Source organism: Anaerospora sp. (assembly GCF_032013335.1).
In the GTDB taxonomy this organism is placed as follows: domain Bacteria; phylum Bacillota; class Negativicutes; order Sporomusales; family DSM-15969; genus Anaerospora.
Genome location: NZ_DALZUO010000024.1, coordinates 21,872 through 46,138, shown reverse-complemented (window position 1 = coordinate 46,138; position 24,267 = coordinate 21,872). Strand labels below are relative to the sequence as shown.

28 protein-coding genes and 1 tRNA gene are annotated in these 24,267 nt (G+C 38.6%); 22 read left to right on the top strand and 7 right to left on the bottom strand.

Features of this window, described 5'->3' with window-relative positions; translation table 11 throughout:
- Nucleotides 1–95: 95 nt before the first annotated feature.
- The 12 genes from RTR76_RS16485 (at nt 96) to RTR76_RS16430 (ending at nt 11,217) form a co-directional block, all read left to right on the top strand.
- Entirely contained in the window at nt 96–443 is a 348-nt protein-coding gene (locus tag RTR76_RS16485) for an energy transducer TonB (protein ID WP_312522696.1), read from the top strand.
- 128 nt (nt 444–571) lie between these two features.
- Complete coding sequence (locus tag RTR76_RS16480; RefSeq protein ID WP_312522695.1) at nt 572–805, top strand: hypothetical protein; 234 nt, start codon at nt 572–574, stop codon at nt 803–805.
- 61 nt (nt 806–866) lie between these two features.
- Nucleotides 867–2,105, top strand: a complete 1,239-nt coding sequence (locus RTR76_RS16475; protein WP_312522693.1) for a DNA polymerase IV — start codon at nt 867–869, stop codon at nt 2,103–2,105.
- 547 nt (nt 2,106–2,652) lie between these two features.
- The gene (locus tag RTR76_RS16470; RefSeq protein ID WP_312522691.1) at nt 2,653–6,279 is read left to right on the top strand and encodes a DUF4020 domain-containing protein; all 3,627 of its coding nucleotides are present in this window, start codon (nt 2,653–2,655) and stop codon (nt 6,277–6,279) included.
- Nucleotides 6,280–6,787: 508 nt separating this feature from the next.
- Complete coding sequence (locus RTR76_RS16465; protein ID WP_312522690.1) at nt 6,788–7,150, top strand: nucleotidyltransferase domain-containing protein; 363 nt, start codon at nt 6,788–6,790, stop codon at nt 7,148–7,150.
- A gap of 217 nt (nt 7,151–7,367) precedes the next feature.
- A complete protein-coding gene (locus RTR76_RS16460) occupies nt 7,368–7,811 on the top strand; it encodes a hypothetical protein (protein WP_312522688.1) in 444 nt (147 codons plus the stop codon).
- 42 nt (nt 7,812–7,853) lie between these two features.
- The gene (locus RTR76_RS16455; protein ID WP_312522687.1) at nt 7,854–8,342 is read left to right on the top strand and encodes a hypothetical protein; all 489 of its coding nucleotides are present in this window, start codon (nt 7,854–7,856) and stop codon (nt 8,340–8,342) included.
- Nucleotides 8,343–8,369: 27 nt separating this feature from the next.
- The gene (locus RTR76_RS16450) at nt 8,370–8,852 is read left to right on the top strand and encodes a hypothetical protein (protein WP_312522686.1); all 483 of its coding nucleotides are present in this window, start codon (nt 8,370–8,372) and stop codon (nt 8,850–8,852) included.
- A 140-nt stretch (nt 8,853–8,992) separates the two neighbouring features.
- Entirely contained in the window at nt 8,993–9,346 is a 354-nt protein-coding gene (locus tag RTR76_RS16445) for a CPCC family cysteine-rich protein (protein ID WP_312522684.1), read from the top strand.
- A gap of 82 nt (nt 9,347–9,428) precedes the next feature.
- A complete protein-coding gene (locus RTR76_RS16440) occupies nt 9,429–9,794 on the top strand; it encodes a hypothetical protein (RefSeq protein WP_312522681.1) in 366 nt (121 codons plus the stop codon).
- Between the two features lie 75 nt (nt 9,795–9,869).
- Nucleotides 9,870–10,382 (top strand): hypothetical protein, encoded by a 513-nt coding sequence (locus tag RTR76_RS16435; RefSeq protein ID WP_312522679.1) that lies wholly within the window; start codon nt 9,870–9,872, stop codon nt 10,380–10,382.
- 37 nt (nt 10,383–10,419) lie between these two features.
- Nucleotides 10,420–11,217 carry a hypothetical protein gene (locus RTR76_RS16430; protein ID WP_312522677.1) on the top strand — a complete coding sequence of 266 codons (798 nt, stop codon included), beginning with the start codon at nt 10,420–10,422 and terminating at the stop codon, nt 11,215–11,217.
- Here the strand turns inward: RTR76_RS16430 and RTR76_RS16425 are convergent.
- The 3 genes from RTR76_RS16425 to RTR76_RS16415 all read right to left on the bottom strand — a co-directional run bounded on the left by RTR76_RS16425 (nt 11,214) and on the right by RTR76_RS16415 (nt 13,872).
- Nucleotides 11,214–11,669: a helix-turn-helix transcriptional regulator gene (locus RTR76_RS16425; RefSeq protein ID WP_312522675.1), complete on the bottom strand. Its 456-nt coding sequence runs from the start codon at nt 11,667–11,669 to the stop codon at nt 11,214–11,216. The genes RTR76_RS16430 and RTR76_RS16425 overlap by 4 nt on opposite strands.
- Before the next feature lie 355 nt (nt 11,670–12,024).
- Nucleotides 12,025–12,969: a tripartite tricarboxylate transporter substrate binding protein gene (locus RTR76_RS16420; RefSeq protein WP_312522778.1), complete on the bottom strand. Its 945-nt coding sequence runs from the start codon at nt 12,967–12,969 to the stop codon at nt 12,025–12,027.
- A 366-nt stretch (nt 12,970–13,335) separates the two neighbouring features.
- Nucleotides 13,336–13,872: a CBO0543 family protein gene (locus RTR76_RS16415; protein WP_312522673.1), complete on the bottom strand. Its 537-nt coding sequence runs from the start codon at nt 13,870–13,872 to the stop codon at nt 13,336–13,338.
- 155 nt (nt 13,873–14,027) lie between these two features.
- Here RTR76_RS16415 and RTR76_RS16410 point away from each other — a divergent pair, with 155 nt between their 5' ends.
- Nucleotides 14,028–14,345: a hypothetical protein gene (locus RTR76_RS16410; RefSeq protein WP_312522671.1), complete on the top strand. Its 318-nt coding sequence runs from the start codon at nt 14,028–14,030 to the stop codon at nt 14,343–14,345.
- Between the two features lie 158 nt (nt 14,346–14,503).
- On the opposite strand, the gene RTR76_RS16405 is transcribed toward RTR76_RS16410, so the two are convergent.
- The 3 genes from RTR76_RS16405 to RTR76_RS16395 all read right to left on the bottom strand — a co-directional run bounded on the left by RTR76_RS16405 (nt 14,504) and on the right by RTR76_RS16395 (nt 16,652).
- A complete protein-coding gene (locus tag RTR76_RS16405; RefSeq protein WP_312522667.1) occupies nt 14,504–14,965 on the bottom strand; it encodes a CBO0543 family protein in 462 nt (153 codons plus the stop codon).
- Nucleotides 14,962–15,432, bottom strand: a complete 471-nt coding sequence (locus RTR76_RS16400) for a CBO0543 family protein (RefSeq protein ID WP_312522661.1) — start codon at nt 15,430–15,432, stop codon at nt 14,962–14,964. The genes RTR76_RS16405 and RTR76_RS16400 overlap by 4 nt, the downstream gene beginning before the upstream one ends.
- A 692-nt stretch (nt 15,433–16,124) precedes the next feature.
- Complete coding sequence (locus tag RTR76_RS16395) at nt 16,125–16,652, bottom strand: hypothetical protein (RefSeq protein WP_312522658.1); 528 nt, start codon at nt 16,650–16,652, stop codon at nt 16,125–16,127.
- A 662-nt stretch (nt 16,653–17,314) separates the two neighbouring features.
- Between RTR76_RS16395 and RTR76_RS16390 the strand changes: the two genes are divergently transcribed.
- The 8 genes from RTR76_RS16390 (at nt 17,315) to RTR76_RS16355 (ending at nt 21,876) form a co-directional block, all read left to right on the top strand.
- A complete protein-coding gene (locus RTR76_RS16390) occupies nt 17,315–18,472 on the top strand; it encodes a cation:proton antiporter (protein ID WP_312522655.1) in 1,158 nt (385 codons plus the stop codon).
- A gap of 101 nt (nt 18,473–18,573) precedes the next feature.
- Entirely contained in the window at nt 18,574–18,723 is a 150-nt protein-coding gene (locus tag RTR76_RS16385) for a hypothetical protein (RefSeq protein ID WP_312522653.1), read from the top strand.
- Between the two features lie 188 nt (nt 18,724–18,911).
- Nucleotides 18,912–19,250: a hypothetical protein gene (locus RTR76_RS16380; RefSeq protein WP_312522651.1), complete on the top strand. Its 339-nt coding sequence runs from the start codon at nt 18,912–18,914 to the stop codon at nt 19,248–19,250.
- Between the two features lie 193 nt (nt 19,251–19,443).
- A complete protein-coding gene (locus tag RTR76_RS16375; protein ID WP_312522649.1) occupies nt 19,444–20,025 on the top strand; it encodes a GH25 family lysozyme in 582 nt (193 codons plus the stop codon).
- A gap of 408 nt (nt 20,026–20,433) precedes the next feature.
- Nucleotides 20,434–20,571 carry a hypothetical protein gene (locus RTR76_RS16370; RefSeq protein WP_312522647.1) on the top strand — a complete coding sequence of 46 codons (138 nt, stop codon included), beginning with the start codon at nt 20,434–20,436 and terminating at the stop codon, nt 20,569–20,571.
- A gap of 486 nt (nt 20,572–21,057) precedes the next feature.
- Nucleotides 21,058–21,264: a DNA-directed RNA polymerase subunit omega gene (gene rpoZ / locus RTR76_RS16365; protein ID WP_312522645.1), complete on the top strand. Its 207-nt coding sequence runs from the start codon at nt 21,058–21,060 to the stop codon at nt 21,262–21,264.
- A gap of 7 nt (nt 21,265–21,271) precedes the next feature.
- Nucleotides 21,272–21,347: transfer RNA gene (locus RTR76_RS16360), tRNA-Met, on the top strand.
- 217 nt (nt 21,348–21,564) lie between these two features.
- Complete coding sequence (locus RTR76_RS16355) at nt 21,565–21,876, top strand: hypothetical protein (RefSeq protein WP_312522643.1); 312 nt, start codon at nt 21,565–21,567, stop codon at nt 21,874–21,876.
- Nucleotides 21,877–22,447: 571 nt separating this feature from the next.
- Here RTR76_RS16355 and mutM read toward each other — a convergent pair.
- Complete coding sequence (gene mutM / locus RTR76_RS16350) at nt 22,448–23,266, bottom strand: DNA-formamidopyrimidine glycosylase (RefSeq protein ID WP_312522641.1); 819 nt, start codon at nt 23,264–23,266, stop codon at nt 22,448–22,450.
- 100 nt (nt 23,267–23,366) lie between these two features.
- Between mutM and RTR76_RS16345 the strand changes: the two genes are divergently transcribed.
- Nucleotides 23,367–24,200: a methyl-accepting chemotaxis protein gene (locus RTR76_RS16345; RefSeq protein ID WP_312522639.1), complete on the top strand. Its 834-nt coding sequence runs from the start codon at nt 23,367–23,369 to the stop codon at nt 24,198–24,200.
- Nucleotides 24,201–24,267: the final 67 nt, after the last annotated feature.

Below are 24,267 nucleotides of genomic sequence, written 5' to 3'. Positions count from 1 at the left end.
CATCCTTCGGGGTGGGCGGATTTTATTTTAAATTTGGAGGAGTATGGAATTTTTATCGCGAATTTTTATATCATTAAAAGTAAAGGAGAGTAATCATGAAAAAAGCTTGCTTGTTACTTTTAGTTGTTTTATTTACTGTCTGTAATTTGTCATATACTTTTGCCGAAGAAAAGATCGATCCGCCTGTGTTAATTAAGAAAGTAAAACTTATTTACCCTAAATATGCCTTGAAAAATAAGATAGAGGGAAGGGCAATATTAAAAGTCCTTGTGTCCGAAAAAGGAACAGTTGACCAAATTGATATTATTCAAAGCACTGGCGATACTAGCCTTGATCAATCTGCTATTGACGCTGTTAAGCAATGGGAGTTTTATCCTGCATTAATAGATGGGGAAAAATCTGCATCATTAATAAGTCTTCCTGTTGTATTTAAGCTTAAGTAACGCAATCTATCGGATTACTATGCCTGCCCATCGCGGCAGGCTTTTTGTATTTTATTACCACTTCACAACACAGAACGTTTGTTCTAAAATGGGCATACTGAACATATGTTCTATATGAGGTGGTAAATGTGTCAGATAAAAAATTCGTGGATGTAACAGCGGAGCATACCCGGGACGGTAAAGTAAAGCCACTGTCAATAACGTGGGAAGACGGACGGGTGTACAGTGTTGACCGGGTGCTGGATGTAAGAATGGCGGCAGCACTTAAAGCAGGGGGTCAGGGCATGCGCTACACTTGTCGGGTCCATGGCCGAGAAGTCTTCTTGTTCTGCGATGAAGGTCGCTGGTTTATTGAAAGTTGACAGGTCACATTATTTGATGTGGCCTTTTTATTCTATGTTTTGTTCGAGGGGGTAATCGCATATGAGCCGCACTATTCTCCATGTCGACCTAAACAATTTTTATGCCTCCGTAGAGTGCCTGTACAATCCGGAAATACGCGACAAACCGGTCATTGTCTGTGGTGATGCCGAAGCCCGACACGGCATCGTTCTTGCCAAGAACGGCCCAGCAAAGGCCCTCGGCGTGAAAACCGGTGATGTTATTTGGCAGGCTAAGCTAAAGTGCCCGGGCCTCATTGCAGTGCCGGCCGACTTCCGCAAATACTTGCGCTTTTCTCGCCTGGCCAAAGCAATCTATGCTGACTATACTGACCGTGTTGAAGCATTTGGCGTGGATGAATGCTGGCTGGATATCACCGGCACGGAGAAGCTTTTCGGGGATGGTGAAGCCGTGGCCAATAAAATCCGTCAGCGCTTCCGGGAAGAGTTAGGCCTTACGGCATCTGTCGGAGTCTCCTGGAACAAGATCTTTGCTAAGCTTGGCAGCGATATGAAAAAGCCCGATGCAACCACAGTTATCACCAAAGAGAACTTCCGTGAAAAGGTGTGGCCGCTGCCGGTCAGAGAGTTGCTGTACGTCGGCCGCTCTACCCGGACCAAGCTGCAAAATCGCGCTATATACACCATCGGCGAGTTGGCCAACCGCGATATACATAGCCTTCGTTTGCTCTTAGGCGTTTGGGGCGAAACGCTCTGGCACTTTGCAAACGGGCTTGATACGGCGCCGGTAAAGTTTGTTGGCGAGGAAAGTGTGGTTAAGTCTGTTGGCAATAGCACCACCGCGGTGAGGGATTTGCAGAATTTCGAAGATGTAAAAATGATTGTCTATGTCCTCGCTGAAAGTGTTGCAGCGCGCCTCCGGGATCACGGGCTTAAGTGTACAACTGTGTCAATTAGCGTTCGTGATAAGGAGCTGCACTCATTTGATCGGCAAGGCAAGTTGTCTGTACCAACGTTTCTCTCCGGGGATATTGCTCAGAAAGCGCTGGAGTTGTTCGCGGCCAATTATCGGTGGGATAGGGCGATCCGGAGCATAGGCGTTAGGGGAGCGGACCTTGTGACAGCAGATGGGCATATTCAGCTGGATCTGTTTGATAGGGATAAGACGCAGATGGAGGGCTTGGAGTCTGCTATTGATAAAATAAGGCAGCGGTTTGGGCAGTATAGCCTGCAGCGCTGTACGATGTTGTTTGATAGGAAGTTGACCGGGTTTAACCCGAAGGATGAGCATGTGATACATCCGGTTTCATATTTTAAGTAATATATGGGTAAAATGTACGCCTGAACAAGAATTAGAGCCTTTGGTATGGACGTATGAGTTGAAAAAAATTACTGATATTTTATAAAAAATGATAAGTTAGGGCAGCCAACCACAATAAATAAAGCGTATGTACTCGGTACAAGTGAATGACAAGCTTATATCGAGGAGCGCGAATTAATGTTATTGAGATTAAGATCTAATTGCAAAATTAATAATGCATAGCAGTAAAGCTTGCGCCATCATTAAAGGATTTACTTATTTTTAGATATGTTTCTATAGACCATACTCGTATTCATCTTATATCGCACTTTTCTGACAAATACCCCAAATAACTTAACAGGAATTACCTAAGACTATGTTGAAAAATAGATATTTAGATTATAACTGGCAAAAAATGATTGAACGGTGTGTTACTCGCTTCGGCGTATGTATAAAGATTTATTGACAAAATAGGAACCCCCCCGCTTATGTTTCTAATCTATATTGCTGTAGTAGGAACAAAGGGTCCAAAATAGCCTTATTAAAATGCGAGAAGAGGACGTGCGGAATGTTTGTAACTAAAGATGTCAATATACCAAATGAAATTTTTGAGGCATTAGAGAATGGAAAACTGGTTATATTTGCTGGAGCTGGAGTGTCTGTTGACCCACCATCTAATCTACCGAGCTTTACAGACCTTGCCAAACAAATAGGGGAAGGCTGTACATCTATGAAAAAGAGAGAAGCTATTGACCTATATTTAGGACGGCTGCAGAATGAAGGAGTTATGGTTCACGACTTAGCTAAAAGTATACTTGGGGATGCTGCTTCGAGGCCAACAAAACTTCATACAGGAATTGTGAACTTATTTAAAGAGCATAAAAACTTAAGAATAGTGACAACTAACTTTGACCCGCATTTTTCTAAAGTCATTGATGGAAAGTTCCCGGGGCTTGTAGATACTTATTACGCACCTGCACTTCCACTGGGAGAACAGTTTACTGGCCTCATATACTTACATGGTTCGGTTAATAAAGAATCAAAATCAATAGTATTGACAGACAGTGACTTTGGTCATGCATACCTAACATCGGGTTGGGCGACACGATTTCTGCAAGGTATGTTTGCAGCCTATACGGTTCTATTCATTGGGTATAGTCTTAATGATCCAATTATGACCTACCTTTCAAGAGGATTGGCCCTTCATCATGTTGCTAAGCCTAAACGCTTTGCTTTTACTACTGTAGGACAGGAGGATCGCTGGAAGAGCTTCGGCATCCAAGCCATCACTTTTCCAAAGCGTTTAGGAAGATTGCCGTATAACGCGCTTCCTGAAGCAATTACACGTTGGGTTAGTCTTACTAATATGGGAGCTCTTGATCATGATGAAAGAATAAAAAAGATCGTAAGTTCTCCTCCTACTCTTGAGGTAGATATTATAGACTACCTAGAGACAGCACTAAAATCACCTGTTTGGGTTCAATCTTTTGTTAGATACGCTAATAGTTTAGAATGGCTTTTATGGGCATCAGAAAAGCCCGGGTTTAAGCTTCTGTTTACCTTAACACCCGTAGATGAGTGCTCACAGACTATTTCTAGGTGGATAGCGGAGCAGTTCGTTACAGACTGTTCTGATGAAGTAATGTCAATAGTTCAAAAGAACCACAGGATTATTAATCCAGTTTTATGGAACGACCTTGCGGCGACATTAGCGTATAAAGATAACTCGAATAGCGTGATACTGAATAAGTGGATAGAAGTATTGTTAAGTACTTATACCCCTGGTTGTGCAAAAGTCTTTCTAGAGTACCTTTTAGATAATTGTAAATGCTCGATAGACACTTACGCACCAGTTCAATTGTTTGATTTTCTTACACGTCTATTTATTAATCTAGAACCAAACTTTGCGGCAGTTCTTTACCCGAGTGAAAATCGTGATAAGGTCAGTGCGAAAATCAGTATGCTAAGTGACCACTATCATTTAAACAGAGCATGGAGTGACGGAATTAAAAATAACATTGGTTTTTTTGTGGATCGATTCGAGCTAATACTAACCTCTCGCATAACGGAAGCTCATTTTATGCTTAAAGGCTTTGAGGCAGTACATAATCACTTTGATCCGATGAGTTATCGTCGCTCTGCCATTGAGCCACATGAGCAAGACCGATACCCAGAAGAGTTTGATGTTATCATTGATGCAGCGCGTGACGTTTTAGAATGGCTCCTCATTAATGAATCAAAGCGTGGTCATATCTTACTAAGTAGATGGCTAATGAGTAAAGTACCTCTTCTTGTAAGGTTAGCGATTCATGGGATGGGTTTTGCAATAGATGTAAGTTCTGACTATAAGTTGCAATGGGTAATAAATAACAAACTACTATATGCACCAGGTGTAAAGCATGAAACATTCCAGCTTTTAAAGGCAGCATACCCTAGTTCTTCCCAAGTTACTCGCAGAAAGTTACTACAAGCAATAATGCAGCAGTCTGTCCGAGACTTTATCGAAGTTAGTGAGGAAACTGCCGATTATGAACGCTATAACGCTATAGTATGGCTGAAGAAAGCTTCACCAGAATGCCCGAATTTAGAGAAGTACTTGAAGATGCAAGATTCTAATCATAAATTTACTCCTAGAGAAAACCCTGATTTTGATAGGTACTCAAGCTCTGGGTTTGTTGGATATACTTCACCAATGTCGGTGAGGGAATTATTGATCAGTAATCCATGTGAAATAGCGGATTTCCTTCTCACATATGAAGAAGATGCGTTCAATGGTCCTACTCGTAGTGGTTTACTAACTAACATAAGTGACGCAGTATCGAAAAAGTTTATTTGGGCTAGAAAACTCATTTCAATGCTTCAAAGAAGAAACGCGTGGGAAAGCGATTTATGGGATTCCGTTTTAAGAGGGCTGGAAAAGTCTGAACTCGGTAGTCGGCAGTGGAGGGTGGTTCTAGCAGCAATTAATGCTCACGGCAAGCCGTCTCTAATTGCAAATTCCGTGGCTGACTTACTATTATCATCTATCCGGAAGGAAACCCAAGGATTACCTGAGGACTGCATACTTTTTGCTGATCGGACTGGCGAGTTCATCTTTGATTCAATTCTTTTCGAACCATGCGAAGAAGGTAAGGACAGTAATATTAATTTTGACGGTAAGGATTGGTTAGGGATAGCTATGAATTGGCCGGGGGGAAAGATAACGGAGTACTGGCTGTACAGCTTATCAGCAGTAGTTAGGAAAGATAAGGACCTTCGTCATCTTCCAAAGCACTATACCGATATATTCACTAAGGTTCTTAACAGTAATCACTTTCAGGCCACACTAGGTAGGGTTTTACTAGCTGGGCAAGCCTTGTTTCTATATTCAATTGATCAAGAGTGGGCCGTTAAGAACGTTTTAACTTTGTTTAACTGGAAAAATGCAAATGAGGCTAAACGAGCATGGGAGGGATATCTTAAGCTAGGTAAGTGGAATGAGGGTATCTTAGAGCATATGATACCTTTATTTGAAAGTACTTTGTCTAGAGTCGAAACTGACATTCCCCATCTCGAAAAAAGATTTGCTGAGTTTATTGCAACAATAGCAATGTTCAGTTCTTTAGATCCTACTGCTTTTCTCCTACAATATAATAGGAAGGTATCTTATGTCGGAAGAATTTCATTAATTGACCATATGAGAAAAATCCTAAAAGAAATGGAGCCAAAAGCAACGGCAGAAGTATGGTCACGCTGGATGCAGAAATATCTTACAAATAGATCTAAAGGGGTTCCTGTAGCAATGTCTGTAGAGGAGGTAGTGGCCACGCTGAGGTTACTACCTTACCTAGAACCTGTTTTTGAGCCAGCAGTTAATGTAATCCTAAAGTTACCGGCACCTAGGGTAGATCGAAATTATTTTTACTATGAGCTTGAGAAACAAAAAATAGTAGAGAAGTATCCTAAAGAGGTTGCTAAAGTACTCCTCCATTTACTGCCAGAAGAGGAACAACCCTTCTACTATAGCCAGCAGGTAGCAAAAATGGTAATCTCTTTAGAACAAAGCGGCATTAGCCAATTTATATTACTTTCAATTTGTGATCAATTGGCTCGCCTAAGATATCAAGGGGCAGTAGAATTAAGACAAAGAATACTTATGAGTGCTAAAGACCGAGGGAAAATTACAAAATCAAAGTCGACATCGAAAAAGAACTAGTCATGAAGATAGTGACATTACTTCAGAATTTCTGCAAAAGAAGCTTTTCTAAGGCAGTAATGGCAGTTTTAGAATGCTTAACAAAGCGCTATGGAGAAAGGTATCATAATTTTATCGCAGAATTCTTGAAAATAAAACCGCATGTGTAACTCAGTTTTCTGATTTATATGACAAGATAATCCTACTGATGAAGATAAGGCTCGAATTGAAAAGTAGATCAGAGCCGTTGAAAGAATGTGTGATGTTTTGCCTATGGGCTCCGGGTTAAAGGGGATTATAAAAGTTGATGGCTACGTGACTATTCAGCCATTTATGACACATGATGATTTTTGGCATAGATTTATTATGTTTCTAGGAAACTAGGGATGGTATTACATGGGATTTTTCCAATGATGTAACTGATAAGAAAAATAGAGATCTAGCTAAGCTATTAAATACATATATGCTGTCTTACATATTCGCTATTATGGGATGCAGATGAAATTGTTAAAATTTAGGAGTGTTTCGAATGTTGTCAAATGCTCAGTTTAGAAAATTACTATTGAGTCTTAAGCCTTACGTATTTGTTGTCGGAAGTTATGCAACTGGTTGTAATCGAAAAGATAGTGATTTAGATTTATATATAAGACCGTTGTCAGATGGAATTAATATAGACTATGCTAATATAGCAAAAGTCGAAAAAATTATATTAGAATTCGGACTGCAGTTTGAACAACAGCTACCTACTGATTTTTGGATTACTAAGGGAGTTCCCATAGTTCTTGATATAAATGCACTTCACGGTGCCCTTTTAACGCAACCTCCAACTTATGGTACTGTTATTATTTTAGGAATCGCTATGGATGCAATTACAAACGTGTGGGATAAGTAATTGCTTTAAATTAGCGGTGTTGATTTAGCTTGTTTCATTAATATAAGAATCTAATCTTTTGCCATAAAAAAGTCTTCCAGATATTTCGCTGGAAGACTTTTTGAATTTTAGCTTTATACTTTGGCTAGCCATACAAAAAGGGGATTGATAAGACTATGAAGAATAGCCAAAAACAAGAAGTGTTATTTAAAGCGAGTGCGGGAAAGAGGATGAGGCATTGAACTTTATCGAGCTTAACCAATATAAGTATCTTTTTCTTGATAATATTCAAGATTCAACTGAAAATCCATTTGCAATAATAATTACCTTGAAAACTGGTGAAGTTAGTGAACAAACGGAAGACTTAACTGTTGGTGGAGCAACAATCCAGGATGTTAGGCCTATTATAGAAAACGAAAGTAATCGTATTAAAGTGATCTTTCCATCTTATGTGGCATATAACATACAACGTGAGACATACTCATTGGGGAATGATTATGATATATTCGAAGGAAGAAATGCACGAGAATATTCTAAATCACGCTATATGGAATTTGTCAAAAGTGATACTATAGCTTCGGATGAATGGCCGGGAAAGCTAAAGCATTTTGGAATTAGTTGTTGCTGGGAGATTGTAGATATAATTTCCGTAGATAAGCCTAAGATATTTGTAGATGCGTGATCGAATTTTAGTTACCTTTATATCATATAGGAGTGAGATATCATGTTCCTTAAAAATAGAGAAATGGAGCGAGTTATTGCTGTCATCAACGAAAGTGAGGAACCTCGACACAACTTGTCTGAGATATCTCGTGTATTATGGCCTGAATTTATTGAGGTTAGTGAGTGTATCATAATAAAGCAAAACAACGAAAACCTTCAAGAATTGAATATGGATCATATTTATAGGATGTTTGGAGATAGGACCGGATTTGAAGCGTCTGATAGTCATGTTCATATGATGGACTTAGCAAAGGAATTTGAACTACAACCATTGGAAGGGTTTAAATTTGCACTGAAGCTTTTAGAAATATGGGAGTGTAAATTAAAGCGTCATTTCCCTCAATATCAATTTGTTTTAATTTTATCCTTCGATGGGAAGGATAGCATTTTGAGATTTCATAAAAATAGAAATGAAGAGGGCTCCTGGCTGAATAATAACGACTTAGATGGTTATGAGGATACAGCAATTTTGGTTAAGTATGTAGGATAGGTACAATGGTTACATGAGAGGTGAAAAATGTCTACTTGGAAATTGAACTTTGACTCTGAAGAGTCGGTTGCGTCGTCAACATTAATTTCGCTGTTTATTGAAGTAGAGATTAAGGACGTTAAAATGGAAGATATATTGGATGTAGATGTTTTATTTTTGGCTATCCAAGAGCAAGGTTACTTGCCCTTATTTACTTGCTCGTGCGGAAATTTTAGTTGTGGCGGTTATTATGTAAAAGTATCACATCTAGACGGAGGTATTTGTTTCAGTGATAGGTATAAGCCGGTTGATAATCCCAGTGAGGCAGATTTGATAGAGCCTTTTGAATGTGAGTTATCATGGAAGGAATTATACCTTGTAGCGAGTGAAGTTTATGACAAGTTAATTGAAATAAGCAAGTCTTATCCTAGCTACGAAATTGGTTGTGGCGCTTTTGGTGAAGATGTGTTGAATAAAATAGATCGTTATGAATTATTATTGAAGGAACTGCGGAATAGGTTTAATGATTAATCTAGGAAGTAGAGTTTACACGTTTGACCTAAGAGGTGACATATGTTTTTCTTTAAAAAGAAAAATCCTGAAATTGATAAAAGAGTTAAATGTCCTTGCTGTGGCTATCCGACGTTATCTGCTAGATGTGAGTGGGAGATATGTATTTATGCGACTGGGAGGATGATGGTCAGGATAGCCCACATGAAGATGCTGTTTGGGGTGGCCCGAATGGATGGTATTCACTATCTGAAGCGAGGCGTAATTTTAAAAAATACTTGGTAATGTATTCTCCAGATAATGATACGAGAATTACTAAAGGAGATTCGCCGGAACAAAAGCTTTTAAAGCAACAGATAGTAGATGCTTTCGAGGAAATTGCTACTATGAATGATCAGGTTAAAATAAGCGAAAAATGGTCGAAGGTCATAGAATATGAGAAAAAATTGGGTGAGATCCTGGGCTATAGATTGAGGCAGTATGAGGAACAGGCTATAAGAAATAGGGAAGTTTGATTTGAATTAAGCAGTTTGAAGTGGGCTTAAGATCTATTGTTATATATACGGTATTTAGCTTTTTTGAGGTGTTTAAAAATAAATGGAAATTATAACTCGACAAAATCTTAGTCAAATAAAAACAATATACTTCCATGATGCAGAAATCTCAACAATAATATGCGATTATATAGAACATACGGTAAGGATGCCAATTAAGCTCTATAAAAGGGATGGTATGAAAGAATCTGAAATTACTTTTGAAAACATTGTAAATGTAGATATCAGTTTAGCCGAGCTATGGGGAGCCGGTATGTATGTAAATGGAGTAGCCGCAGAATCTATTGAGGTAAGAACAGGCTTTAATGCGGTTCTAAATTCAACTGATTATTTTAAAGTATGTTTTGAATTAAATTCTGGAGACAATATTAATATCGTAACATCAAAAATGGTTCTTGAAAGGACTTAACTAAAGCAAAATTTAGCGAGAAGTAACAGGAAAGAGGATGGTCTTTTGGCCCGGAATTTAGTGGAGGACGTTAAGATGGATCAAAACGAAAAGGCCATAATTTCTCCTAGTGGACAACACAAGGCCATAGTCTTAGAAAAAACAAATTGCTATAAATTGGACTTATATATTCTTTCTCAAGATCTTGACTCTGAGAATGGAACTATATATGGAGAGTATTGGTCGAGGCAAACTAAACATCCAATATTAATTGATAAAAATAAAAGCCCAGAGGGGTTTGCTATGCAAGAAATGAGAACCCTAGTGGGTGAACCAGACTCACCTTTATCAATTGAATGGATAAGGGATTTTTCATTCTGTCAGGATGCGAAGTTCTTGGACCCCGGCGAAGTTAACGTCTTTTGTAATGTTAATGGCCAAAGTGCTGTTGCAATTGAAGCAAAGACAATAATTAATTTTTCAGGATTATGCCTTGTTGAAGAGGTTGGATGCGAAGGTCAATGGCTAATGGGACAAATAGATGAAAACGGTAGAATATATTGCTGGGGTAGCTATGGTAATATAAAGGAAGCAATTATAGGTTTATGATAGAAAAGAAGGATATATTGCTTGACTGGAGATTTATATGAGAGTTAGAGTGTATGATAAACAATCAAATAGTTATTTTATTTCTGAAGTTTATGCAATAATAAACACTGGATATTATGAAAAATATTTAATTCTTGAAAGCAAAAATGATGCTAGATATTTTAGGCTTGTTGAGTACCTGTATAAATCAAATAGTAATCTTCCTGTAAATGTAAACTTAATAAGTTCGAATGATTTGACGGAATGGATATTCAAAGAGGAAAATGATTTAAAAGATATTAATAGTCGACTTGATGCGAAAGATAAGAATGATAGTTTTTATAGTTATCGTGGATACAATTTCATTTTTAAGCAAGAAAACTTACTAATAACATTATTAAAAGGTGAACAAGTTGATTATGAATCAATGTGTGGAAGAGAAAAAGAAGTTTCAACCAAATTAGATAGTTGGATTTATATTGAGAGCGAGAATGATATACATAATTTGATGGAAATATTCCACGGATTTCATGATTCTGTATTAAGAAACTTAAATTACATTAGTGGTTCTGGAAAAAGGGATAAAGGGATTATTGTTTCAGATAGCATTAGACAAGTTTCTATGATATTTGATAGCCTTTGGTCTGAGAGTATAGAAATTGTTTTTGAGGGTGTATTGTTACTTAATTTGAGACCGGCGCAAGATAAGTATTCTTCTGATTTATCGTCAGCAACGATCTTGATAAAAGATAGTGCAATATTGTTTTATGACGATAAGGTAGATTATGAACAGAAAAGTTATGAAGGAACCTGGATTAATGCTTTGGGAATGAGATGGAGATTTCTATTGGATTAAGACTTAATAGAATCGGTTGTGCTAAGTTGACTTAGGTAAGGTGCTAAACTCCTCAGCGAACCACTCGTCAAGCCGCACAAATCCGCCTCCCACAGCCGGACCGTCTTCTCATTAACCCCAAGCCTATCTGCAAATTCCTTCTTAGTGAGCCCGTGATATAGCCGTGCTTTTCTAATACGCTGCCCAAGCGTATTCTCCGGGAGAGCCTCATAGCACCCCAAAAACCAAACCGGCTGCTCCAGTACACTGGCCAAAGCCCGAATCGTCAATACAATCGGAATCTGCCGGCCATTCTCAACCTTACTAACTGTCGCAGTGCTCAGACCGGCGGCTCTGGCCACATCAACAATATCCATGCCAGCTCTAAGGCGCGCCCAATGGCAGCGATCGGCTATCGTGTTGCCTGGAGAGTTTCCTTCATTAATATAGGCATTTCTTGTTATATTGAGCAAGTTGTTGTCTACACGGTTGTCCGTGTGGCTATGTAACGGATTCAGAAAAACAGTGCACTTGCAGTCTGGTGAGATACGGCTCTATATCAAAAAAATATCCGGTCCATTATAGGACCGGATTGATGTACATGTACATGTTCGACGACCGAACTACACAGAACTAACTGCAAGCCGTGCCTGTGAAATGGCAGAAGACTGTGGTAATAATACTGTTGAATTACGTTGCTTGGCCTGTGATAGTACGGCGATACTAGTAGAATAAGATTATTTTTTAAGCGATTGCCAAATGGCAATCGCTTTTTTATGACGTATAAGATGCACTGGTTGTTATTGTAACTTCGATCGAAGCGCTACTTTATTGTTTTTGTGATTTAATAAGCTCAACAACACCAGATTCTTGGACAGCGTTGGTTAGTTTTTTATTCTCAAATATCCATTGAGTTTGCATTTGTTTGGTATCCAGGTATTCATATTGTAAACCCATGGCCTCAATATCCTTTTTAAAGTCAGGATCATTTATCATTGCATCTAAACCAGTAATTAACCGAGCTCTTATATCGGCAGGCATTTCTTTCGGTGCAACTACGCCGAATTGATTACCATAAAAAAGCTCCAGGCCTTGCTCTTTGAAGGTAAGCGCATTAGCAAAAACGGGATCAACTAAATGATTCGCATCAGCGACCGCTAGTGTTTTAAGCATACCACTTTTGACGTATTCTTTTACTGTTCCTGGATTAATAAATACTATCTGAATATGCTCACCTAATAAAGCCGTGACTGCCTCTGCTGCACTACGAAAGGGAACCTGACTCAATGTAATATTCGCAGATTTGGAAAAGGTTTCGCCAACGACATGTGGAATTGAGCCTACGCCACTGTGGCCAAATTTTAGTTCCCCTGGATGTTCTTTAGCATAAGCGATAAGATCAGTAGCATTTTGCCAAGGTTGGTCAGCCTTTACCACCATGATAACCGGAGTGGATGAAATCTGGGCTAATGGCTCCAAGGCAGTTGGATAATTATATCTTGATGTACCATAAAGCGGATGTAAAAAAAGTTCTGAAGCTGAAATACCAATTGTGTAGCCATCTGGTGCAGAAGTGACTAATTCATTCCATCCAAGAGTTCCTGCCGAGCCAGGCTTGTTGATGATAACAAGAGGTTGACCTAAATGTTTTACTGCTGATTTTTCTAGGATACGGGCTACTAAATCCATAGCACCGCCTGCTCCAAAGGGAACAATGAAAGTAATTGGCTTATCAGGGTATTTTTCCTTCGTTGTTGTCACTTTACTTTGCATGCTTGTACACCCTCCAATCATGGTCAAAATAATCAATAGGCAAGCTATTGTTAAAATAAGGGGCTTTTTTTGCATTTTGTCACCTCCTGAATATTCATGAAATATATGGAATATTATGGAATTAATAATATAGTAACATATATTATTAAAAAAGTAATTAGCTGATTTTGTAATAATCAGCTAATTACGAGTACAAAAGTAAAAAAAGGAAACCGCCCTTTGAGGCGGGTATAGTTTCACTTTTTCTTTTGGTTACTGTGGTCTACTTGGATAAAATAATCCATACTCTCCGTAACACTTGAATTAGAGGACCATTAGATGAACTTTATGCTTACACGAGGCTAGCTTGATGGAAGGAAGATAGGATTATTTCTTTGGGTTATCGTAATCTTCTTTTGGAAGGTGTACCGGCTTGGAAGTTGGTTGACAGATCGGTTTAAAGAATTGTCGATTTGCTGAGTGCCCTTGATATGAGGTTTGGGTTTGCAGGCATTGAAGGAGTATCCATCTACAAAATATTGCTCGTGCTAAAAATGTAATAAAATTATTGAAGTAATTCCAGTGTATTAACCGCACTTCACCCACTAGTACAAAAAGCGGGATGATAGCAAACGCATAAATACCACCTGCTATCACACTGTACATCAGAAATTTATTCCAACTGTCCGAATACTGATAAACAAGCATCAGCGCAATCGGAGCAAGTGTTAAGTGAAATGGAAAAAATGCAGGGCTGAATGGCAAGATTTTTACAGTGTACTGCCAAAGGACTAAGTTTTCAGCAATTAAATCAATGAAGGCGGACATAACTGCTATTAGCGATCCGAATAAAAGTAACTCTACAAGTTTTGATTTTTCGAGGAGTTTCCACCAGATGAAATAACTCGTTACGAGAAAGAGCACGCTAAACCACCAAGTAAAAGAGAAAAGTTCTGTAGTAAGCCAGGTGTGTTTATTTTTGCAGGAATATGTTATCAAGTGAAGAACTTAATTAAATTTAATAGGTAAATACGAATTGGATGATGATTTAATTTAAGAGGGTCTCTGAGGTAAAAGTAATGAAGCCAATACAAATTATTGATCGTATCAGCTATATTGCATTTGCTAACTTTTTCTTATTTATGGTTATGAGTGTAGTCATTGGTGGCGATGCATTAAGCGGTTTCGTTAAAGACGAAGAATACTTTGTTTCTGATTATGGCGAATATGCTCAAGTTGATATCTTTACCTGGTATTTAAGCAGAACATTAGGCCTAGGTGCGTTGGTATTTATGCCGTTAGCAATCACTTTGAAGTTCAGTCATTACTTATACCGTTTAATCCGAAGAATTTATGAGCTCATCAGAAAAAAATGCCGAAATAGCGAAAGTCAATAAAAAATTACACCAATCAAATACACATGAATGGTGTAATTTTTTATGCTATTGAGTAATCACTGCTTCCAAGTTTTCGTAGGAGTTAAATTTATGTAGAGAATACATTTCATTTGAGTATACTCCTAAAGGCCACATCAGACCATTGTCAATACACCTTCTCAGCGACGTTTAAAAAACCATTTAACCATCTTTTGGTTCAACCAAAAGACAAGTGTGATACTGATAAAAGTCCAATACCACTGCCAGCCTGAATATTTAATAAGCAGGGTATATTGCTCAAGAAAGACTTCAATCCCTGTGATCAGTAAGCTGATGCCTGTAAAATACATTGCTTTTACTAACCTTGCTGCTTGCCACGGATAGTAATTATTTACGTGTACGCATAGTACCGGCAAAACCATATATTCAAAAATAAAGCTAGTTCTGTTGACAGTTGCTAGCTCCCTGGCAGGATACTCCAGTAGCCCCAACTCCACCGCCGAGAGGCCGAGTATCCAGGTGGGAAACTGCACAAAAAGTATAATAAACTGCAGCTCCAGGCGCTTGTTTTTTGGAGTAAACGCGAGAGATAGTAGTGAGACCACGACTGCTGTTGCGAGAAATTTACCCTCCAGTGTCATTGCTGATCTGACCTCAGCTTTGCCAACTGGCTAAAATACCAATCCGCATAGATACGTTTTAAAAAATAGGATATGATAAAAAAAGGAACTGCCTTGTAACCTGAAAACGTAATATAGAGTAATAAATCAGTATATTTTTGCACAGCGACATGTACGAGGATGATGGCGCCCGTAAAAGCTAGAGTGTAAGCGATCTGGGCGAAATGGTTTCTACTTCGGGGATAGTGCCAATAATACGCAACAAATGCTGTAGGGAAGAAGATAAAAGATAGTAGAAAATTACTGTCGGTGGCTTTTGGGAACAGCCGAACCGGACTTTCGAGGATGCCCGAATATACTGCCAAGATTGTTGTTGGCCAAGTCACCGTTTGATCCAAAGTAAAAAGGAATAAGCTCTCGCGGGGCTTATCAGGTCGGCCCAGCACTGTCACTAGTAAAATACTGGCTATTGCCAGAGCGACCATCATCCAATATTCTCTGCTGATAGTCGATTCCTCCTCGTCTTACTACGCTTACATCATAGTGTTTACCTATCATTTCAACTACATACCGCCATTAAATCCGAGGATGGAGCGATCATTTGAGGAGGAAGATTTAAGTTGTTATTTGTTAAGAGAATAAAGTACAGAGCTAAAGTACTGGTTAATGCTAAGCTAATTCGGGGCTTTTTAATGAGCCATTATCGGGTAGTAAGATAAGTCCAAAAGCGCCTATAAGGTAAACTAAAATCCAAATAGTGCCTATAAGGTACTAGCAGCTTTAGGCAGCCGCCGGTGACGGATAGAAGTTGAACAAACACAATTTGAATGAACTACTAAGTTTTGAAGAACCAGCGATAGTACACTCCCATAGTAGTGCCCAACTATTAGAGTTTGGAGTTGAAGGCTGGTAGGCGGCATATCTTGTCTGGGATGATGGCTGGAAAATAGATAGACTAAGGAATGAAAGTCAAGTGCCTAAGTCAGCAAATGACCTTCCAGGTTTCCTTAGCCTAGATTAATTATATAAGGTGTAAACATTTATTATACCAAAGAAGAGAATGCGAAAGCCTTTAGGCAGTTAGAGGTGATACTTGCTGCATTTACCTTTGTATAGCGTATCAAGAGTGGCCCGGAAACGTAAGCCTTGTTTGCCATAGATTAAGCCCATTATAGGCATGTTAAAAATCATCTTTATTATCTTCAAGCGGTTTGTTGGCAGCGGGTTGAAGACTTGATGAAATACTTAACTTTTTGAACGGACTAGCATCGCCTTCCTGCCAAAGCTGATACCAATATAAGAGAACGGCACTTCCAGTAGCTACAAGGAACAATTGAAGATTACTTATATTCTGCATTTGTAAAATGCCTCTATTGACAAGCCAATTATTTAAAGGAAATGTGAGGATTAAATCAATAACTGCATTTATGGCAAGAAATAGCCAGAACCGGTTGTATGTGTACTTAAAAATCCAGATTATCCCAATAAGGAAAGAGCCGTAAATAAATATCGGCATATTAATAAATGGGAAAACTGTTTCCTTAGTCAACCACCAATTCAAAGTGACGCCTGCTTCTACTACAATGGTAGAAATTAAGGCTCCAAACAAGGCGACAGGCATATACCTTTTAAGTTCTGCCTTCTGTAGAAAAATAACAGATAGCCAAGAACTAACGAAACTTGCCCATAATAAGACTTGATTACTCATCTAAATCAACCCAATCAAAGTTATTTTATTTTAAGTGTTGGTTTGTTTTGTGATAAATATACAATTCGAAAAACTTTCAGCCAGAACGGAGATTACAAAGTACGGTGCAGTTACTTCCAGGCAGTTGAGAAAGGTCTACGACACTATATTATACCATCTGGGATGTTAGCCTAGAATGTCCTACGTAGTTGATCAAAGTATTCTCGCCAGTAAGCGGGATAATTTTCTCTCCTCGCTTCGGCGGTCTTTTTATTTTTATTAATTAGAACAATATCAGAACTTCATCCTTGGGCGGCGTTTTTAGTTCAGCGCATAACGCTTGCTTCTAGTCTAGCATATGCTATAAGTGGCAGCATCTGGCAAATAATAAGAGAGGAGTTTCTACGAGTATTGCACTATAAATTCAGTTTCATGCTAACTGGTAAATGTAAACTAATTAGGTGTTGATTAATAATCATAATTTTGACATTCTGATCAATTGTTGATAAAATATAGTACAGTTAAATATGATTTAAATCGGTTGGACAGGAAACTGTTTTCAAGTTGTCTGGGCACTCAGGGGGGAGTACCCAGACTTGTTGAAAGCAGTTTTCTTTTTTAATTTAAAAGAGCTGGAACAATGTACCAAGAGTAGTCGCTTAAAATTAGGAGGATTGTATGCTATGTTACTGTTTGCGGAAATATTGATCATATTGATAGCAACTAAATTAGGTGGTGCATTAAGTGTTAAACTAGGGCAGCCGGCAGTATTGGGCAAGCTTGTTAGTGGGATTGTTATCGGACCGGCTGTATTAGGTTGGATCGCTCCCTCTGAAATGATTACGCAGATTAGCGAGATTGGTGTTTTATTATTAATGTTTATTGCCGGTTTAGAAACAGATATTAAAGCACTAAATGAAAATCGTAATTCGTCTATTGCCGTTGCCGTAGGTGGAGTAGTGGCGCCATTATTTGTTGGGTATTTATCAGGCTTAGTAATTGGTATGGAGCAAAGCAATGCGTTATTTTTAGGCCTATTACTTTCAGCTACTTCTGTGAGCATTTCTGCACAGACACTCAAGGAACTCGGACAGTTAAAAAGCAGAGAAGGCACAACTATATTAGGTGCAGCTGTGCTAGACGATGTTTTAGTGGTTATCGTGCTAGCGGTTATGATGAGTTTACTCACTGCGGATCAGGTAAGTCTCAGCTTAATTATCGGCAAGAAATTTTTATTCTTTGCTGCAATTGTGCTGCTTGGTTGGAAGGGTGTACCACGGGTACTGAAACTCTTAGCTCCGCTGCCGGTATCTGAAACAGTTATTAGCGCAGCTTTAATCATTTGCTTCTTTTTTGCCTATTTGGCTGAAACTCTTGGCGTAGCTGGAATCATTGGATCATTTGCTGCCGGAATAGCTATTTCTCAAACAAAGTTTAAACATCGAGTAGAGCATAAAATTGAACCTATCGCATATGCGTTCTTTGTGCCGGTATTCTTTGTTAGTATAGGCCTTTCTGTTTCCTTTGCCGGGACTGGCAGCCAAATGGGAATAATTTTAGGGCTTACCATAGTCGCTATTGTAACCAAGTTATTTGGCTCAGGGATTGGGGCAAGACTAACAGGTTTTAACAATGAATCTTCACTGCGCGTTGGGGCAGGGATGATATCACGTGGAGAGGTAGCGTTAATTATTGCTGCTATTGGTCTAGAATCGAACTTACTAAAAGCAGAGCTTTTTACAGCTATCGTTATTGTTGTTATACTAACAACGTTAGTCACGCCTCCGATGTTGAAAGTATTGTTCGCAGATAAACGTCAACATGTCAATGACATCGAGTAAGTGCCGTAACATCACCCCAGACTTCTAGTCTGGGGATTTTTTGTTTCTATCACCTTTTATACCCAAGTAACATATTATGTAATATAAGGAGGTGTTATTTAATGTCAGATAGACTTTGCAATCAGGACGATAATAGACTTAGCGCCAGGGTAGAAAGATTAGAAGATGAAGTCGATCAACTACAAAGACAAGTACGCGAGCTTCAATTATTAGTTCGTCAGCTAGTAGCACAAGAAAGTTGTCTCAGCTAATATCAGCTTTATACACCAGTACCATCTGATGATTGATGCTTATTTGCCCGGTGGTCATATACCACCGGGCTATTTTAATTGTATTGACGGCTGAACTTTACTTAAAAGGAAAATTCATTGTATAATAATTACTCAGGTAAGGATATTGCATATCGCAATGCTATTACAGTACAGAAAAAGGAGTAACGATGGATACGCTAATTGGCTCAGATTATAAAAATATTAAGCCGCTGTTTTCTATTAATGATATAAGAGCAATCTTTCCAACCGGTAAGGCGAATACTGAAAGTTGGCTTTTTCTATCCACTAGTGGAATCAATGGAACATACATAACGTTAGATGATATTGAAAAAGGCAAGGCTAATGGAATAACAATACTCATTATTCAGCCACGTTTAGTTTGTATTCATCAAGGGCATATCGAAATAGGCATAGAAGATATACCGTATTTACGTAAATTAGTTGCTTCAACAATAAAAGCAATATCTATCTCCCAAACAGGAAATTTAGAGAAACAAGAAAGCTAGCAATAGCTATCCCAGTCCCGGACTTTTGTCTGGGACTTTTTTCAAAACGCAGTAATTAGCCGCCAGGGTTAACCCTGGCGGCTAATTATTATATGGCGTCTATAAGTCTTCGGATGTTGCATATATTTGTCTTAAATGATTCTATTATAAAACAAAACTGTTGTAGATTTAATGTTTAAGGAGAGGATTGTAAATGAAAGGGATTGATGTAAGTTATCATAATGGTAATATTGATTGGCAGTCCGTAATAGCTGCCGGATGTGAATTTGTCATAATCAGGCTTGGTTATGGTAAGCGTCATTTAGATATCAAGTTTGTTGATAATGTAAATGAAGCCTTACGAGCTGGGTTGAAAATTGGTGTGTATTATTACAGTTATGCTCTTGATGTTGAAGCTGCAAAAGCAGAAGCGCAGTTTGTACATGAAATCCTACAAAAGCATGGAGTTAATCCTGAGCTTGGCATCTGGTTCGACATGGAAGATGCAGATAGCTACAAGGCACGCAATGGGATGCCGGACAAGCAGACTATTACTGCAATGTGCTCTGCATTTATTTGCACGCTCAATGATATTGGCTATTCCTATGTCGGTATTTATGCCTCGTATTCATGGCTGACAGAAGTAATTGATACGACGCAGCTTGCCGATTATGTACCGTATTGGAATGCTCAATGGGGAAGCTGCAATGGTTTTTCTCGGGCGAGAATGTGGCAATTTACAGATAGCTTAATGATTAACAACCATAAATTTGATGGAAATGTGTATTATAGATAGAAAGTGTTCCTTCCTTTCAGTTGTTTTTCAGACTCGGGTTGTATACTGAGTTTGTATAGGAATTTACGTAACTTTAACTATAAAGCAGCCCGCTGCTTTATGATAAGGCACACGTAAGAGGAGGATTTATGTCATATACAAATTCATTAGAAACGACTAAAGATGACCGGATACCTCTAGCAATTATTATATTGGAAGTGGTTTTGTTTGCAGTTTTTGTTTTTAAAATGTTTGACGGTTGAATGGGTATCATCTTATACCTAGATGCAGTCCGTGTATTTGAAACTTAATTGAACTTATTATTATATACGGCATGATCCGGTTATGGATACTTCTACCTACTGGTAGTTAGTTTTTTTGTCACCTCAAAAGACTGTAAAACATATTATGTAAAAACAGGAGGTGTAAATGATGTCTGATGAAACTCGTGATCTTATTAGCTCATTTAAGAAACGGTTAGAAAGATTAGAAAATCAAATAGCAGAAATAGATAGAAATGTCGATGAAATTCTCCAACTGGCTCGTAAAAGAGAAGAGGAGGATTAATGCTTTTATTTCCCTGGCTCCGCAATTGCGGGGCTTTTTTATTCTAGAAAAATCTACATGCGCCGAACGATATCTTTTTGCATACGATAGTTAGCAAAGCACCTTTATCAGAGGAGGTCTTAAGATGTACGGTGGTTGTAAATGCCATAATAATTGTTTTCCTGATAACAGGACAGGGATCGTAGTTCTATTTATTATTGCTTTTTTATTGTTTTTCTGGTGTCCTGATGATTGCTGTTTTAATTACAATTAATCGTTGCTGAAAGCTTTTGTTCAATTCCAGCTACGAAAAAGTAATGGGTGGTAATCAAACAAACCGCTGGTCTTTTAGCGATATTTTTTGCTGTCAGATATTTTATTTTGATGAATTGTAATAATATCCAATAAAATATGATATAATAAACTATGTTGATATAAAGACTTAACAATATTTTATGTGAGGTGAAGCTGGCTAACGAGAGAGAAAAATGAAGTGAGGGAAATGAAATGATCAATCCACCGTTAGATGTCTTGTTAGACAAAGTTGGCGACAAATATACTCTTTCTGTTTTTGCAGCAAAACGGGCACGCGAAATATTAAGTTCTGGTGAAATGGTAGTAGATGGGAAACCAAAGAAACCCGTAAGTGCTGCTTTAGGGGAAATTGCTTCTGGAAAAATAAGCTTTCAACGAAGTAAGGGTGGAATTAAATAATTATCATCGCGGGGTGGAGCAGCTGGCAGCTCGTCGGGCTCATAACCCGAAGGTCACAGGTTCAAGTCCTGTCCCCGCAACCAGAAAGGTAAAACCGTATCCTGCAGGATGCGGTTTTATTTTTTGACAAAGAAAAAATGTTTGTCTATGCAATGAATATCGCAGTAGTTCATAAAGAAGATTCAATAGAATAAAGAGCCTTGCCAGCAAGGCTCTTTATTCTATTGAATTTATGTTCTCGCGTCATAATGTGGTTACTGGATGCATATCGTTTATAGAAAATATGTACGGAGGTGCCCCATGATGTTAGAAACCCTGATCAGCTGCGCTAATTTAGCAGTTCAAATATATAGAGCATGGAAAGATTATGGGGATACAGGCAGTAATACTATCTCTGAAAACGAAAAAAAATTTGTAAATACTGTTATGGATAATTCTCCTGCTATTACAGAACAATTATTAAGCCTTGAGCGGACCTTTGTTCAAAAAGGTGATCTTGAATCAGCGCAAAGAGTTAATCAACTGATTGATGAACGATTGAGAATAACAGAAGAATCTTATATAATATTAAGTTCTTATTTGGCAAGTGATGAATTTTATAAAAAATTATAGGGATAACGTAAAAAACAACAGCGAGAGCATTCCGATCCGCTCTCGCTGTTGCCGCCACTTCCCAGCACTGCTGCGTCACCACACGCAACAGCTCCCCACATAAAGATACACTATTTTTATGTAAAAAGCAAATTTTATAAGATGAAAATTTCAAAAGCTGTAATATCTCGAAGGAGTTCTACATTCGATCTTAATTGTATATATATTTACCAGCAAATTAGGGGGGCTAGAATGTGTGGCTTGATGGATCGGATGTTCCTAAATTGGCAGTTATTGTTATTGGAATAACTGCCTTATGTATATACTGGATTATGCATTCTGACCGTTCATAACATTGTTATACCAAATCACACTATCCGGCGGCTAAGGCTGCCGGTTTTTTTCTTTCTTACCTCCAGTACCCCGGTAAAAAGAATGCTAAAATTTCTCTATATAATAGAAGGGAATGTTAAGTTTAGGTTAAGTTTGTGATTCCTCATCCGCTAAATAGAAGCTTTTATACTAAGAAATAAGCTTTACTGCTAGAAGGAATTAATTGTAAAATATAGAATAATTTACAGAAAGTTGCGAATTAATGCTGGCAGTTTGAACAGTAGAAGGCATTGCGGCCACCGACGCGCTGCGTTTGGATTGGCAGGCCGCATTCGTAGCAAGGCCCATCTGTCCGGTATGCAACTTTAAGATACGGGACATAGCCGCCAGTCAGCGTATCACTTCGCGAGTATTTACGATCATAAACACCTCCGCGGTATATTGCTTGGTTCAATATGCTTCGCAAACAATGATAGATATGGCTAAGCTCTTCATCTGTCATTTCCTTGACTTTACGGGTTGGTAGTATTCGACTGCAAAATAAGACTTCATTCGAGTAAACGTTGCCAATACCAGCGATAAGTTTTTGGTCCATCAGCAGTGGTTTAATCATTCCCTTGCGTGTTCTAAGTAATGCTAAAAAATGAGAAGCAGTGAAATCCTCAGATAACGGCTCGGGTCCAATATTACTCACATCATCAATTGTTCGCCAATCTGTTGTGGGAAATAAATGAATATATCCCAGATTAATCTTAAAAAAAGCCAGCGTTTTGTCGGTAGACAAGCAAAGAGCTACTGACGCATGCGATAAATCCGGATCATCACTCTTTAACAATTGTACATAGCCTTCCAACATGAAGTGAATGGTGATCGTGTGATGATTGGAGAGTGTCAACAGGATTATTTTTGCACGCCTGCCGACAGCTGAGATTGATTGTCCAGAGACCAGGCTAATAAATGATTCAGAAGCGATATTTAAACATTTTGCGCGGTTAATGGTAATACCAGTGATGGGAGAGTTGAGGACTGAATCACGTAAATGAGTGCATACAGTTTCAATTTCCGGTATTTCGGGCAAGTCAAATCATTCCTTATTTATCATTTTTGTTTAGTATTTACCCGATCTATCAATAAAATTAAGCGAGTTTTGGAAGTAAGAATACGAGGGATGTGATAAGATGGAGCAAAATGGTGTATTAGAATGTTTTATGCGAACTGCCAAGTATATCCCACAGTTGGTTAGCGGTAAAGTCGGTATAGTTATCAGCAATAGAGAAAAATGGCTATTATCGCTCTCAATTCCGGAGATTGCTAATCAGGTAGTGGTAGGGGATCCGATTAAAGACGGGTCGGCAGTATACCAGGCAATGAAGAAAAAGCAGCGTGTAGTGGTAGAAGTACCGAAAGAAGTGTATGGTATTCCCTATATTGCAATCAGTATGCCAATTGTTGATGATAACGGCCTGGTAATTGGTGCGGTTGCCGTTCATGAGTCCCTCGAGAGAAAGGAAACGCTTCTTTCAGCAGCTGGCCAGCTTTCAAAATCAGCCGGAGAGCTTTCATCCTCAACCCAAGCAATTTTAGCACAGGCCCAGGAGCTTGCAGCAAGCGGAAGTTTCCTTAAAGATCTTGCAATACAAGCTAATAAAGAAGTCAGTGAAACAGATAATGTTGTTGCATTTATCAAAAACGTAGCGAAGCAAACAAATCTGCTGGGGTTAAACGCAGCAATTGAAGCTGCTAGAGTAGGCGATCAAGGCAGGGGCTTTGGTGTTGTAGCTGATGAAGTTAGGAAGCTCGCAATTGATAGCGCGGGTTCCGCCAGTCAAATAACCGGTACATTAGGAAAAATAAACGAATCTATCAAAAAAATTGTTATAGAAATTGAGCAAGTTGACGCAGTTTCTCAGCACCAGGCCGATACAATTCAGCAGTTAACTGCTCACAGTCAGGAATTAATCGCGATGTCAGAACAGCTTACTAAATTAGCAGCCGATTTGAATAAACAGTAATCCGAAAACCTGCACGCTATAAGGCGGCAGGTTTTTTACTTATCAAGCGTAAGAGAATGTGTAGATT